The sequence below is a fragment of the Streptomyces aurantiacus JA 4570 genome, from assembly GCF_000414115.1.
Lineage (GTDB): Bacteria > Actinomycetota > Actinomycetes > Streptomycetales > Streptomycetaceae > Streptomyces > Streptomyces aurantiacus_A.
This window is the reverse complement of the sequence record NZ_AOPZ01000149.1, coordinates 1-11824: the sequence shown is the minus strand read 5'-3', so window position 1 is coordinate 11824 and position 11824 is coordinate 1. Positions and strand designations below refer to the sequence as shown.

Genomic DNA, 11824 nt, shown 5'->3' with positions numbered 1-11824 from the left:
CGGCGGGCGCGGGCGCGGGCGGCGGTGTCCGGGGGCGGTCGGCGGCGGGGACTTCGGCCTCCATGCGCGCCAGGAGGGCGTGCGCCTGCTGCTGTTGGCCGTTGGCGGCCAGCCAGCGCGGGGATTCGATGAGGTTGCGGCGCAGCGTCCATACGACGGCCGAGCCGAGCGCGCCCAGGACGAACAGCCAGCGCCAGCCGTCGATGCCCAGCGGGCTGAGCGGCACCAGCCACAGGGCGGCGAAGCCGACGGCGGGCACGCCGCAGAAGGCCAGGGTGTAGGCCCAGGCGGTGTAGCGGCCGCGGTATCTGGCGGGCAGTACGTCGGCCAGGTAGCAGTCGGAGAGGGACTGTTCGGCGCCGATGCCCACGCCGGCGAAGAAGCGGGTCACGATCAGCCAGGCGGCGTTCGGGGAGAGGGCGCCGAGCAGGGAGAACCCCGAGTACAGGGCGAGGTTGATGAGGAAGGCGCGGCGCCGGCCGTAGCGGTCGGCGACGCGCCCCAGGACGACGGAGCCGACGAACTGGCCGATGAAGGCCGAGGCGAGGACGAGTTTGAGGGTGGTGCCGTTGAAGGCGAAGTCCTCCTGCAGGACGTGGGAGATGGTGCCGGCGAGGTTGTTCTCGAAGGTGTCGAAGAGCAGGCCCACGCCGACCACGGCGGTGAGTCTGCGGTGGGTCGGGGTGATGGGCATCCGGTCGATCCGGTCGCCGATGGTGGGCGCCGCCGCGGTTGTCTCCCGCAGCGCCGTCGGTTGGGACATGAGGGCTCAGAGCTCCTGAAAAAAGGAAAAGGGGGGGTGTCCGGGGTGGGGTGGGGGTGCGGTGGGGCGGATGCGCGTCCGCCCCGGCCGTCGGCCGGGGCGGAGGCGAGAAGAAGAAGGGGGCGGGCCGTGAAGGGAGCGGGCGGCGCCGGGTGTGCGGGGGTCAGGCGGCGGCGTTGTGCTTGTGCCGGGTCGGCTCGCTCACCTCGTGCAGGAAGGTGGCGACCTGCCGGTAGGACTCCCAGAAGCCGACCTCGAGGTAGGGGATGCCGCGCTCGGCGCAGTAGTCGCGGGTCAGTTCGCGGGCGCGGGCCAGGTGGCGCTGCGGCATCGCCGGGAACAGGTGGTGTTCCACCTGGTAGTTGAGGCCGCCGTAGAGGAAGTCGATCCACCAGTTGGGGCGGATGTTGCGGGAGGTCAGGACCTGGCGCTCCAGCCAGTCCAGGGTCTCCTTCTCGCCGTCGCGGACCTCCATGCCCTTGTGGTTGGGGGCGAACATCAGGCCGAAGTAGACGCCGAGCGCGGCGTGCTGCACGGCGATGAAGGCGATGGCCTGCCAGGGGGTCAGGACGGTGAAGACGGCCGTCAGGTAGATCACGGTGCGCAGCACGACCAGGGCGATCTCCAGGTGGCGGTGCTTGGCGCCGCTCTTGGCGAGCTCCTTGATCGTGGTCTTCTCCATCTTGTAGCCCTCGAGGACGAGCAGGACGAAGAAGAGCACCCGCTGGTGGCGGACGATGAAGCGCTGCACGGGGGTGCGGGTGGCGTACTGCTTCATGTCGAAGATCGCGGTGCGGCGGCCGATGTCGGGGTCGAGGCTGATGTGGTTGGGGTGGCTGTGGTGGCGGTTGTGGTGGTTGACCCACCAGGCGTAGCTGACGCCGCTGAAGAAGTTGGCGTGGAAGTAGGCGGTGAGGGTGCCGATGCGCTTGTCACGGAACATCGCCTTGTGGCCGACCTCGTGCCACATGTAGGCGCTCTGCACCCCGCACAGGCCCATCCACACCGCGACCGGCATCTGCCACCAGGACGCGCCGATCAGGAAGAACGCGACGAGGCCGGCCAGGATGAGGGACATGTTCAGGGCGAGCCTGCGGTAGTCGTAGCGCGTGTCGAGGTCCAGGAGGCCCTCGGCCTTCACGCGCTTGAGCAGCTCGGCGAAGCTGGCGGAGGCGCCCTTGCTGCTCCGCTCCCCCGTCGCGACCGCGAGGCCGGGATCGAGCTGCCGTACCGTGCCGGGCTGTGTCTCGGTGATGTGCGGAGACTGCATAGAAGGATCTCCTTGGGCAGGACGTATCCCGGCGCGGGGCGCCGGACGAAAAGCACGCTTCAGCGTCGGCCGTCGTGCTGATGGGGCGCTGATGGCGCCCTGGAAAACCGCCGGGGGCGGGCGCGGTTGCCGGTGGGGCCGGCTGCGCGCGCCGTCACGCGGCGGACTGCTCGCCCGCCCTGGGGGCGGGCTGCGGGGCGAGGCGGGTGTCCAGGGTGTGCAGCACGCCGTCCGCGGCGCGGGCGACGTGTACGTCGTCGGGGGCGCCGATGACGGCCATCAGGGACTCGACCAGCTGCTGCTGCAGGGCTTCGGTGCCGGCGGGCTCGGCGGGGGGTTCGGCGGGCTGGGTGGGCATGGCTGTCTGCTCCTTCGTGATGGGGGGGTCAGAAGGCGTTGCAGGCGCGGAAGATGTGCGCGAACGCCGTCAGGGAGGCCGGGCCGTCGAAGGCCACGTACTCGGTGATCGGCTCCTGGGGAGCCCACTTCTCCTTGTAGGCGAGCTGGGTCTGGGCGGGGTAGAGCGCCGCGCCCTGCTCCCACAAGAAGTGCATCAGCCACTGGAAGGAGGGGCTGTGGCCGGGCAGTTCGCGGGCGGCGTCAAGGCCGGTGAAGGGGGTGAAGCCGAAGTGCAGCCACTGCGTGCCCTCGGCCCGCAGCACCTCGATGACGTGGGAGTTGATGGCTTCCATCAGCCCCGGGGTGCCATCGGGGATGCGCCGGCTCAGATCGTGCATCCAGCCCGCCCGGCTGCCGTACACCGGTGAGTAGGAGATGTAGCCGACGGGCCGGGAGTCGATGGTGCCCACGAACAGGCGGCGGTGTTGCTGTGCCGGGCCGCCCAGCTCGCCGACCAGGAAGGTCAGCGGGCGGGCCTGCTCGCCCTTGGCGCCCAGCCAGGCGGTGTCGATCTCGTCGATGGCCGCGCTCACGTCGTGCGCGGCCACCTCGCTGACCTTCAGGCCGCTGCGGAAGGCGCGGGAGATCTTGTTGCGCATGCGCATGAAGCGGGAGCCGCGCAGGGTGAAGCCGGGCAGGTGCACGACCCAGGAGGAGCCGAACTGGTTGACGGTGAAGCCGCGTTCGGCGTAGGCGAGCGCGTCGTGGCGCTGCAGCTGGGCGCCCACCACGCTCAAACCCTGGCCGTGGGCGTGGGCCACGAACTTCTCCAGCAGGGGCCGGTAGGCGTCGGGGGCGGCGAAGGGGCCGCCGAGCTGGACCAGGTAGCGGCCGGCCCTGCGGTAGGCGATGACGCCGTCCAGGCCGGGGGCGGTGAAGGCGCTGGTGTCCCGGCTCATCGCGAGGAAGGCGCTGGGGTTGTCGGCCTGGGTGTGGGTGCGGATGGCGCGCAGGACGGTGTCGTACGCGGCGCTCTTGCCCGGTGCGGTGTCCTGCACCACCGCCGGCGCGGCCGAGGCAGCCGTCGCGGCCGAGGCGGCCACGTCGGAGGCGCTCAAGTCGGAGTCGGCCGAGCCGGAGGCGGCCAAGCCGGGGTCGGTCAATGGGGTCGTCGAGGACATCAAGTCTCTTCCTTCCCGTTCTGGATCGGGACTGGACTGGGGGAAGTAGAGCACTCGGTATTTGAGTCTCGGAAGAGCGGGAATTCGGGGCCCGATCGGGGTGTCAGCGGCCCGTCAGGTGAATATCAGGAAGGGGTGCGAACGTAATTTCCGTGACCGGGAGGAAAAAGGGTTCCCGGGATCTGGGAGAGGTGCCCGGAGTGGCTTATCGGGGACCGGAGTTCGCTTCAGTCGGGCGCAAGCCCACGCAGGTTCGAATCCTGCCCTCTCCGCCCAGGGGCCGTGGCACGGGAGGTGTCACCGCCCCCCTTTCGTGCCTGCCCGCCGGTTCATCGACGCAGCGTCTGGAGAATCGCCTCATGCCGACCGCGGCATCCCCTGCCCCCCGGCGGGCCCTCGTCGTCGTCAATCCCACCGCGGGCACGGCCCGCCCGGACCTGGTCGAGCAGGTGCTGCGGCTGTGCCGGGAGCGTCTCGAGGCCGTCTCGGTGCACCGTACGACGCACCGCGGCAGTGCCGGTGAGGCCGTGCGCAGCGCGCTGTCCGCCTCTTCCGCGGCCGGGCCGGTGCCCGATCTGGTGGTCGCGGTCGGCGGTGACGGCACAGTGCACGAGGTCGTGCGGGCCCTGAGCGTCCAGGACGCCGCACCGGGCGCACCGGGCGCCGCAGGTGCCACGGGCGGCGGGGGCAGGCGGCAGGGCGCCGCGCTGGCCATCGTGCCCGCGGGCACCGGCAATTCCGGCTACCGCATGCTGTGGGCCGAGCGGCCCTGGCGCCAGTCGCTGCAGGCGGTCCTGGCGGGCGATGCGGGCGCGGCGCGGCTGCGCCGCATCGATCTGGGGCAGCTGGCCGAGACGGGTGAGCCGGTGCTGCTGGGGGCCTGTTCGGGGCTGATCGCCCAGGGGCTGATCGCGGCGCGGACCATTAGCGCGGCCGGGCGGGAGAAGTACGCGCGGGCGCTGCCCGAGGCGGCGGCCGGTTTCACCCCCTACCCCGGGCGGGTCACCGTCGACGGCCGGGTGCTGCACGAGGGGGCGACGGTGCTGGCCAATGTGGGCGGCGGCCGCCACCGCGGCGGGCAGTACCTGCTGCTGCCCGGCTCCGAACTGGACGACGGGCTGCTCGACGTGTGCGTGGTCGGCGCCGAGGTGGCCCCCGCCGAGGTGGCGCCGCTGGCCCGCCAGGGCCTGCTGCACACCCGCCGGGGCGTGGTGCACGGGCGGGGCCGGCGCATCGTCGTGGAACGTCTGGACGGCCGCGCGCTGCTCTTCGAGCACGACGGTGAACTGCAGCACCTCAACTGGCCGCGCATGACCGTCGAGGTGCTGCCGGGCGCGCTCGCCATCTGGGGTGCTCCCAAGGAGGTAGTGACGCGTGTCGATACTCAAGGAGCTGTGCCGCTGGGCGGCGTGGCTGCGTCCTGAGGACATCCCCGCCCGGGTGCGGGCCCTGGCCTCCAGCCAGCTGCTGTCGCAGCTGGCCTCGATCCGGGCGGGGATCGCCCATCCGCTGGGCGGGCGCCTCATCGAGGGCTTCGGGCCGCCGCTGCAGGCCGACCCGCGCACCTCGGCGTGTGTGCTGTCCGGGCTCGGCTCCTGGCTCAACCTCGACGACACCGCGTACGCGGGTCATCTGTCGAACTCCACGGTGTCGGTGCCGCTGGCCTACGCCTATGCCCGGCGCCTGGACGGGCCCGCGCTGCTGGCCGCGGTGGTGGCCGCCAACGAGTGCGCGGCCCGCATCACCGCGGCCGCCACCCTGGGCCCGCTGCGCGGGCACTCGGCCGTGCACACCCACCTGGCGGGCGCGGTGTGCGGGCGGCTGCACTGCGAGGGCGCCGACGACGCGGTGTGGTCCAACGCGCTCGGCCTGGCCTTCGCCATGCCCAACTGGCCGCTCATGCGGGCGTTCTTGGCCAGTGACGCCCGGCTGTTCAACACCTTCACGCCGGTGCGCACCGCGATGGACTCCTGTGACGCGGCCCGTGCCGGGCTCACCGGCGCGATCGACATCCTGGAACACCCCGACGGGTTCTTGGACCGCTTCGCCTCGGTGCCGCTGCCGGACGCGGTCAGCGCGGGCCTGGGCACGCGCTGGCACACCGAGACGCTGTCGTTCAAGATGCACCCGGGCGGGCCGGGCGTGGACGCGGCCGTGGACTGCGCCGCGGCCCTGCACCGCCGGCTGGGCCCGTGCCGGGCCGAGGACGTCGAGGAGATCGTCGTCGAAGCCTCCCTCTACACCCTGTTCGCGGGCAGGAAGGCGGCCTCCTACATCGTGGGGCCCGGCTCGCCGCTGGGCGCGCTGGTGCTGCACACCCCCTACCCGGTGGCCACCGCGCTGCTGACCGGCGGGCTCACGGTCAACGACTTCGCGGCGCCGCTGCTCAACGACCGGGAGCGCTGGGCGCTGGCCGAGCGGGTGCGCCTGGTGCACGACCCGGAGCTGACCAAGGCCCTGTTCGCCTCCGACGCGCCCTTCGGCGAGGCGGTGCGCCAGGCCGGTACGGCGGCCGGGCCCTGGCTGCGCGCCTTCGCCGGGCAGGAGGCGGCCGAGCTGGCCCAGAGCGCGGCCGGCACCGCCGTCCGGGACGCTTTCACCTCCTCGGCCAAGGCCACCGGCGCCCGGGTCACGGTGCGTCTGGCCGACGGGCGCACCGCCAGCCGGCAGCGCATGATCCCCGTCGCCGCGGCCGGCCCGCACACCCGCGCCCATCACGGCGAACTCATGCGGGAGAAATTCCTGGAATTCGGCGGCAGTCCGGATGTCGCCGACGCCGCGGCCGGCCTGGATTCCATGGATGCCGACGCCCTGCGGGACTGGATCGAATCAGCGCTGCGGTAATTCACGAGGCGCATGTCAGCGGCGGGTCAGCCCCCGCTGAAAACATCGGTTCCCAGTGGGCCAATGCCCCCATGAGCCGGAAAAGGGCCGTGGACCGGATGGAACACCGGGCCCGTGGATCAGCGGGCCGGCGGGCCAGCGGACAGTGAGCCGGACCATAGACATGGAAAGGTCCCTTTTGATGCCTGACAAGGAACTCCGCAGCTACAAGCTCTACATCGCGGGCAAGGACGTCGAAGGGGACGGCTGGGTCTATACGGTCAGCGCCCGGTCCCTGCTCGAGGACGTCTTCACCAGCGTCAGCCTGAAGCGGGAACTGGAGCAGAACCCCGACTCCGAGGCGGCCGGCCACCCCTATGTGGTGGGCCGCTGCGCGATCGCCGGCGATGCCTCCATCGACCTGGCCACCGAGGCCGCCGCGGCCGCCGCCCCCGCCTGGGCCGAAGTCCCCCTGGAGCGGCGGATGCGGCTGGGCGCGATGTTCCGCGAGGAACTCATCCGGCGCGAGGAGGAGTTCCTGGACATCCTCACCAGTGAGGCGCACCCGCTGCGCCTGGCCCGCTGGGAACTGAGCTGCATGAAGCAGATCTACAGCGACGAGAGCCTGTACTGGTACCGGCAGCGGATGCACACCGAGTTCGAGCACGAGGGCCGGCGTCTGATCGTGCGCCGCCAGCCCGACGGCGTGGTCGCCTTCAACCCGCCGCAGAACGCGCCCGCGCCCAGCGCCGCCCTGGCCGTGCTCGCGCTGATGGCCGGCAACGCCGTCGTCATGCGCGCCCCGCGCAGCATCGCGCTGTCCACCATGTGGCTGATGCGCGATGTGGTCGGCCCGCTGCTCGAGGAGATCGACGCGCCCGCCGGCATCCTCAACGCGGTCTGCTCCAACCCCAAGCAGACCCTGGACCGCTGGGTCGCCTCCCCGATGATCAACGACATCTTCTACATCGGCGGCAGCGAGGAGGGCCTGCGCTTCCAGGAGAGCTGCGTGGCCAACGGCAAGAAGCCCATCCTGGAGCTGGCCGGCAACGACACCATCGTCATCTGGAAGGGCGCCGACCTCAAGCGGGCCGCCGAGGCGATCTGCGAGTCCTTCTACGGCTCCGGGCAGATCTGCATGGTGCCCAACTGCGTGCTGGTCCACCCCGAGATCGCCGAGGACCTCATCGCCGCGGTCAAGGAGCGCATCACCCTGGTCAAGCCGGGCTATCCCGAGGACGAGGACGTGCTGCTCTCCCCGGTGCGGCGCAGCGAGAAGTTCTTCGCGCTGCTGGCGCAGTCCCTCGAGCACGGCGGGCAGGTCATCACCGGCGGGCAGCGCACCGAGGTCGACGGCACCGTCTCCGACACCGGTGTGTTCCTGCAGCCCACCGTGGTGCGGGTGGACGGCCTGGCCGGCGCCCGCCAGCACGACATCGTGCGCAGCGAGACGTTCTTCCCGCTGCTGCCCATCGTGGTGCCCCAGGCGGTGGACGCGGCCGGGGACGACGAACTGCTCAACGCCTTCATCGACTTCGTCAACTCCAACGAGTACGGGCTGCGCAACTCGCTGTGGGTGAAGTCGGCCAGGGTGATGAACGCCTTCGTGCAGCGGGTCGTCAACGGCGGCCTGCTGAAGATCAACGACTCGCACATCGGGTTCTTGCCGTATCTGCCCAGCCACGGCGGCACCGGCCTGACCGGCGGCGTCTACGGCGAGGCCAACTACCCGATCCTGAAGACCTCCCACATCCAGGGCGTCAGCATCGCCCACGACGTCAGCCCGCACGAGGCCGTCTTCGGCCCCTGAGCCGCGCGCCGCGTGGTGTCCACCCCACCCAACGGAGGTGTTTGCAGTTGCGCTCCCTCGACTTCGCCCGCGCGGTCTGCGACCGGTATCACCCCGGGCTGCTCAAGGCGCTGGAAGCCATCCCCTTCGCCGAGCGCGAGGCCCCGGGGAGCCCGGCGATCGGTGTGTTCCGCGCGCACGGCGGCGTGGGCCTGATGGTGCCCGCCGCGTTCGGCGGGCACGGCGCCGACCCCGTGGACGTGGTGCGGGTGCAGCGCGCGGTCGGCGCCGCCTCGCCGTCGGTGGCCGCCGGGGTGACCATGCACCACTTCACCGTGTCGATGCTGTACGCGCTGGCCGAGCCGGCCGGCCGGCTGGCCCCCCGCCAGGTGGACCTGCTGCACCGGATCGTGCCCGACCAGGTGTTGATGGCCTCCGGCTGGGCCGAGGGCCGCACCCAGCAGAACATCTTCACCCCCTCGGTGACCGCCGCCCCGGTCGCCGGCGGCTACCGCCTCAACGGCGCCAAGAAGCCCTGCAGCCTGGCCCGTTCGATGGAGCTGCTGACCGCCTCCATCGCCGTGCCCGGCCCCTCGGGCAGCCCCGAACTGGCCCTGGCCCTGGTCCCGGCCGGCGCGCCGGGGCTGAGCGTGCACCCCTTCTGGGGCAGCGACGTGCTGGCCGCCTCCGAGAGCGAAGAGGTCCGCCTGACCGACGTGTTCGTGCCCGACCACATGGTCATCCGCACCACCGCCGAGGACCCGACCCGCATCGACGACCTGCAGGCCGCGGGCGTCATCTGGTTCGAGATGCTGGTCTCGGCCGGCTACGCGGGCGCGGCGGCCGCGCTGGCCGAGGTGGTCCTCGCGCGCGGGCGGGGCACCGCCGCGGAGCGCGCCGCCGTGGTCATCGACGCCGAGAGCGCCTTCGCGCTGCTGGAGGGCGTGGCCCGGGCGGTGCGCGACGGCCTGGCCGGCGAGGAGGCGGTCGCCCAGGTGCTCATCGCCCGCTACGCCGCCCAGGATCTGCTGGCCCGCTGCGCGGAGCACAGCCTGGAGCTGCTGGGCGGCATGGACTTCATCCACAGCCCCGACCACGCCCGCCTGGCCGCCTCGGTGCGGCCGCTGATCTTCCACCCGCCGGGCCGGTCGGCGACCTGCGCCCCGCTGGCCGACTACTTCGCCGGCGCCCCGCTCGACCTGTCCTGACCCCGCCCCCGGCGGCCCGCTCGTGTCCTTGACAGCCCGTCCTTTCCAGGGAGTTATCCGTGACCGTGACCCAGGACATCCGGGTCGACACCGAGGAAGAGATCCTCGGCCTCTACCGGGCCCACCTCAGCAAGGGCCGGGCCACCCTCGCCGAGCTGTTCGGCAGCCACATGGAGGTGGCCTCCCACGGGAACTGGCTGACCACCAGCGACGGCGAGCGTTTCCTCAACGCGGGCGGCTACGGCGTGTTCATCATGGGCGCCCGCCACCCCATCGTGATGGAGGCCGTCCAGCGCCAGCTGGACACCCACCCGGTGGCCACCCGCATCCTGCTGGAGCCGACCGTGGCGCGCGCCGCCGAGGCGCTGGTGTCGGTCATGCCGCCGGGCCTGGACCGGGTGCACTTCGCGCTCTCGGGCGCCGAGGCCGTGGAGACCGGCCTGAAGCTGGCCCGCGCCGGCGGGCGCAGGCGCACGGTGTCCATGGGCGGCGGCTACCACGGCAAGACCCTGGGCGCCCTGTCGGCCACCGCCAAGGAGGTCTACCAAAAACCCTTCCGCCCGCTGCTGCCCGACGTGAGCCACCTGCCCTTCGGTGACGCCGACGCCCTGGAGGGCGAACTGCGCGCCCACCCCGGCGAGGTGTGCGTGATCCTGGAGCCGGTCCAGGGCGAGGGCGGCGTGATCATCCCGCCCAAGGGCTACCTCAAGCGCGTCGAGGAACTCGTGCGCGAGTACGACGGCTTCCTCATCCTGGACGAAGTACAGACCGGCATGGGCCGGCTCGGCGAGTGGTGGGGCGCCGACATCGAAGGCGTCGTCCCCGACGTGCTGCTCGCCGGCAAGGCGCTCGGCGGCGGCGTGGTGCCGGTCTCGGCGGCCATCGCCACCCGCGCCGCCTTCCGCCCCTTCGACAAGGACCCCTACGTCCACACCGCGACGTTCTCCGGTCAGCCCCTGCTGATGGCCGCCGTCCAGGGCGCCGTCCGCGCCGTCCAGGAGGAACGCCTGGTCACCAAGGCCATGGACCTCGGCGCCCAACTGCTGCCCCGCATCAACGAGATCGCCCGGCGCAACATCGGCCACCTGGTCAAGGACGTGCGCGGGCGCGGCCTGCTGATCGGCGTGGAACTGGCCGAACCCGGCCTGGCCGGGGAGCTGCTGATCGAGCTGTTCAACCACGGCGTCGTCGCCAACCACTCCATGAACGGCAGCGCGGTCGTCCGCTTCACCCCGCCCGCCACCCTGACCCCCCTGGACGTGGAGTTCCTCCTCAACTCCTTCGACAAAGCAACCCTCGACCTGGTCGCCCGTTCGGCCAGGATGCCGGAAGGCGGTAGCAACTGATGCGGCACGTGGAACTGGACGCGGTGGTCGTGGGCGAGAGCGCCCAGGCCGTCTACGAGTCCCTCGCGAGGTTCGACCGATTCCCCGAACTGGCCCCGCACGTCAGCTCCACCACCGTGCACGGCACCCCGACCGCGAAGGAGGCCGCCTCCAGCTGGGAACTGCACTTCCGCAGCGGCCTGCTGCGCTGGACCGAGACCGACCACTTCGCCCGCGACGAGGGAGAGATCCGCTTCGAGCAGAGCGAGGGCGACTTCGACACCTTCACCGGCAAGTGGGCCTTCACCCAGCAGGGCGCCGACGTGGGCGTGCACTTCGAGGTCGACTTCGACTTCGGCATCCCCAGCCTGCAGGGCATCCTCGACCCGATCGCCGAACGCGTCATCAAGGAGACCGTGGCCTGGGCCGTCACCGGCCTGTTCGAGCACACCCGGCTGCGCGGCGACGTCGAACTGGGCACGCCCGCCGACGCCGCCGCCGTCTGAGAAGAAGGGCGTGACCTCATGGACCAGGCCAACCCCTTCGAGACCCCGCGCACCTTCGCCCTGCACCGGGCGGAGTACCTGGTCGCCTTCGCGGCCTCCACCGCGGCGATCATCGTCAACTTCGGCGACATCCGCTGGCCGGTGTGGATCGCGCTGTTCCTGTACATCGACGTGATCGGCTATCTGCCGGGCGCGATCGCCTTCAAACGCAGCGGCGGCCGGCCCATCTCCAAGGTCTACTACGTGCTCTACAACGTGATGCACAGCCTGATCACGCAAGGAGCCGTCGTCGCCCTGTGGTGCCTGACCATCGGCCCCGAGTGGGCGCTGCTGGCCATCCCCTGGCACCTCAGCGGGGACCGGGGACTGTTCGGCAACTTCATGAAGTCCTTCGCGCTGCCCTATGAACCAGTGGCCCAGAAGGGCTATCTGCGCCTCCTGGACGACCTGCGCCTGGCGCACCCCAAGCCCGTCGCGCACACCTTCGACCCGGAGCCGGTGGGCCACATCCCGCCCGCACCCCCGGCCGGCCACACCAGCCACACGGACCGCGCCGAGCGCGCCGATGACGCCCGCCCGGTGTCCCCGGCCGCCCGCTGACCCCGCCCCGCCCCCGCCCC

General features: G+C 71.8%; 11 protein-coding genes and 1 tRNA gene. 8 read left to right on the top strand and 4 right to left on the bottom strand.

The genetic code is table 11. The features are described 5' to 3' along the window. The 4 genes from STRAU_RS16385 to STRAU_RS16370 all read right to left on the bottom strand — a co-directional run. Positions 1-763 (bottom strand): MFS transporter (locus STRAU_RS16385; protein ID WP_037659868.1); only part of this gene is annotated, 763 nt, incomplete at its 3' end. Between the two features lie 163 nt (positions 764-926). After that, complete coding sequence (locus STRAU_RS16380; protein ID WP_016641448.1) at positions 927-2033, bottom strand: fatty acid desaturase family protein; 1107 nt, start codon at positions 2031-2033, stop codon at positions 927-929. A 154-nt stretch (positions 2034-2187) separates the two neighbouring features. Beyond that, positions 2188-2391 (bottom strand): hypothetical protein, encoded by a 204-nt coding sequence (locus STRAU_RS16375; RefSeq protein WP_016641447.1) that lies wholly within the window; start codon positions 2389-2391, stop codon positions 2188-2190. A 28-nt stretch (positions 2392-2419) separates the two neighbouring features. Continuing rightward, complete coding sequence (locus STRAU_RS16370; RefSeq protein ID WP_016641446.1) at positions 2420-3553, bottom strand: bifunctional lysylphosphatidylglycerol flippase/synthetase MprF; 1134 nt, start codon at positions 3551-3553, stop codon at positions 2420-2422. A 185-nt stretch (positions 3554-3738) separates the two neighbouring features. Between STRAU_RS16370 and STRAU_RS42375 the strand changes: the two genes are divergently transcribed. From STRAU_RS42375 to STRAU_RS16335, 8 genes are all read left to right on the top strand, one after another. Beyond that, positions 3739-3825: transfer RNA gene (locus STRAU_RS42375), tRNA-OTHER, on the top strand. An 87-nt stretch (positions 3826-3912) separates the two neighbouring features. After that, entirely contained in the window at positions 3913-4977 is a 1065-nt protein-coding gene (locus STRAU_RS16365) for a diacylglycerol/lipid kinase family protein (protein ID WP_016641445.1), read from the top strand. Continuing rightward, positions 4928-6397, top strand: a complete 1470-nt coding sequence (locus tag STRAU_RS16360) for an MmgE/PrpD family protein (RefSeq protein WP_016641444.1) — start codon at positions 4928-4930, stop codon at positions 6395-6397. The genes STRAU_RS16365 and STRAU_RS16360 overlap by 50 nt, the downstream gene beginning before the upstream one ends. Before the next feature lie 181 nt (positions 6398-6578). After that, entirely contained in the window at positions 6579-8186 is a 1608-nt protein-coding gene (locus tag STRAU_RS16355) for an aldehyde dehydrogenase family protein (protein WP_016641443.1), read from the top strand. Between the two features lie 47 nt (positions 8187-8233). After that, the gene (locus STRAU_RS16350; RefSeq protein WP_037659864.1) at positions 8234-9373 is read left to right on the top strand and encodes an acyl-CoA dehydrogenase family protein; all 1140 of its coding nucleotides are present in this window, start codon (positions 8234-8236) and stop codon (positions 9371-9373) included. A gap of 59 nt (positions 9374-9432) precedes the next feature. Further along, positions 9433-10719, top strand: coding sequence for an aspartate aminotransferase family protein (locus tag STRAU_RS16345; protein WP_016641441.1), 1287 nt, complete (start codon positions 9433-9435; stop codon positions 10717-10719). Next, positions 10719-11204, top strand: a complete 486-nt coding sequence (locus STRAU_RS16340; protein ID WP_016641440.1) for a type II toxin-antitoxin system RatA family toxin — start codon at positions 10719-10721, stop codon at positions 11202-11204. Before STRAU_RS16345 ends, STRAU_RS16340 begins: the two co-directional genes overlap by 1 nt. A gap of 18 nt (positions 11205-11222) precedes the next feature. Then, complete coding sequence (locus STRAU_RS16335; RefSeq protein WP_016641439.1) at positions 11223-11804, top strand: hypothetical protein; 582 nt, start codon at positions 11223-11225, stop codon at positions 11802-11804. Positions 11805-11824: the final 20 nt, after the last annotated feature.

Coding starts and splice junctions, on each gene's coding strand:
- STRAU_RS16340 (WP_016641440.1), top strand. CDS start 10,719: ATGCGGCACGTGGAACTGGACGCGGTGGTCGTGGGCGAGAGCGCCCAG.
- STRAU_RS16365 (WP_016641445.1), top strand. CDS start 3,913: ATGCCGACCGCGGCATCCCCTGCCCCCCGGCGGGCCCTCGTCGTCGTC.
- STRAU_RS16335 (WP_016641439.1), top strand. CDS start 11,223: ATGGACCAGGCCAACCCCTTCGAGACCCCGCGCACCTTCGCCCTGCAC.
- STRAU_RS16355 (WP_016641443.1), top strand. CDS start 6,579: ATGCCTGACAAGGAACTCCGCAGCTACAAGCTCTACATCGCGGGCAAG.
- STRAU_RS16375 (WP_016641447.1), bottom strand. CDS start 2,391: ATGCCCACCCAGCCCGCCGAACCCCCCGCCGAGCCCGCCGGCACCGAA.
- STRAU_RS16380 (WP_016641448.1), bottom strand. CDS start 2,033: ATGCAGTCTCCGCACATCACCGAGACACAGCCCGGCACGGTACGGCAG.
- STRAU_RS16370 (WP_016641446.1), bottom strand. CDS start 3,553: ATGTCCTCGACGACCCCATTGACCGACCCCGGCTTGGCCGCCTCCGGC.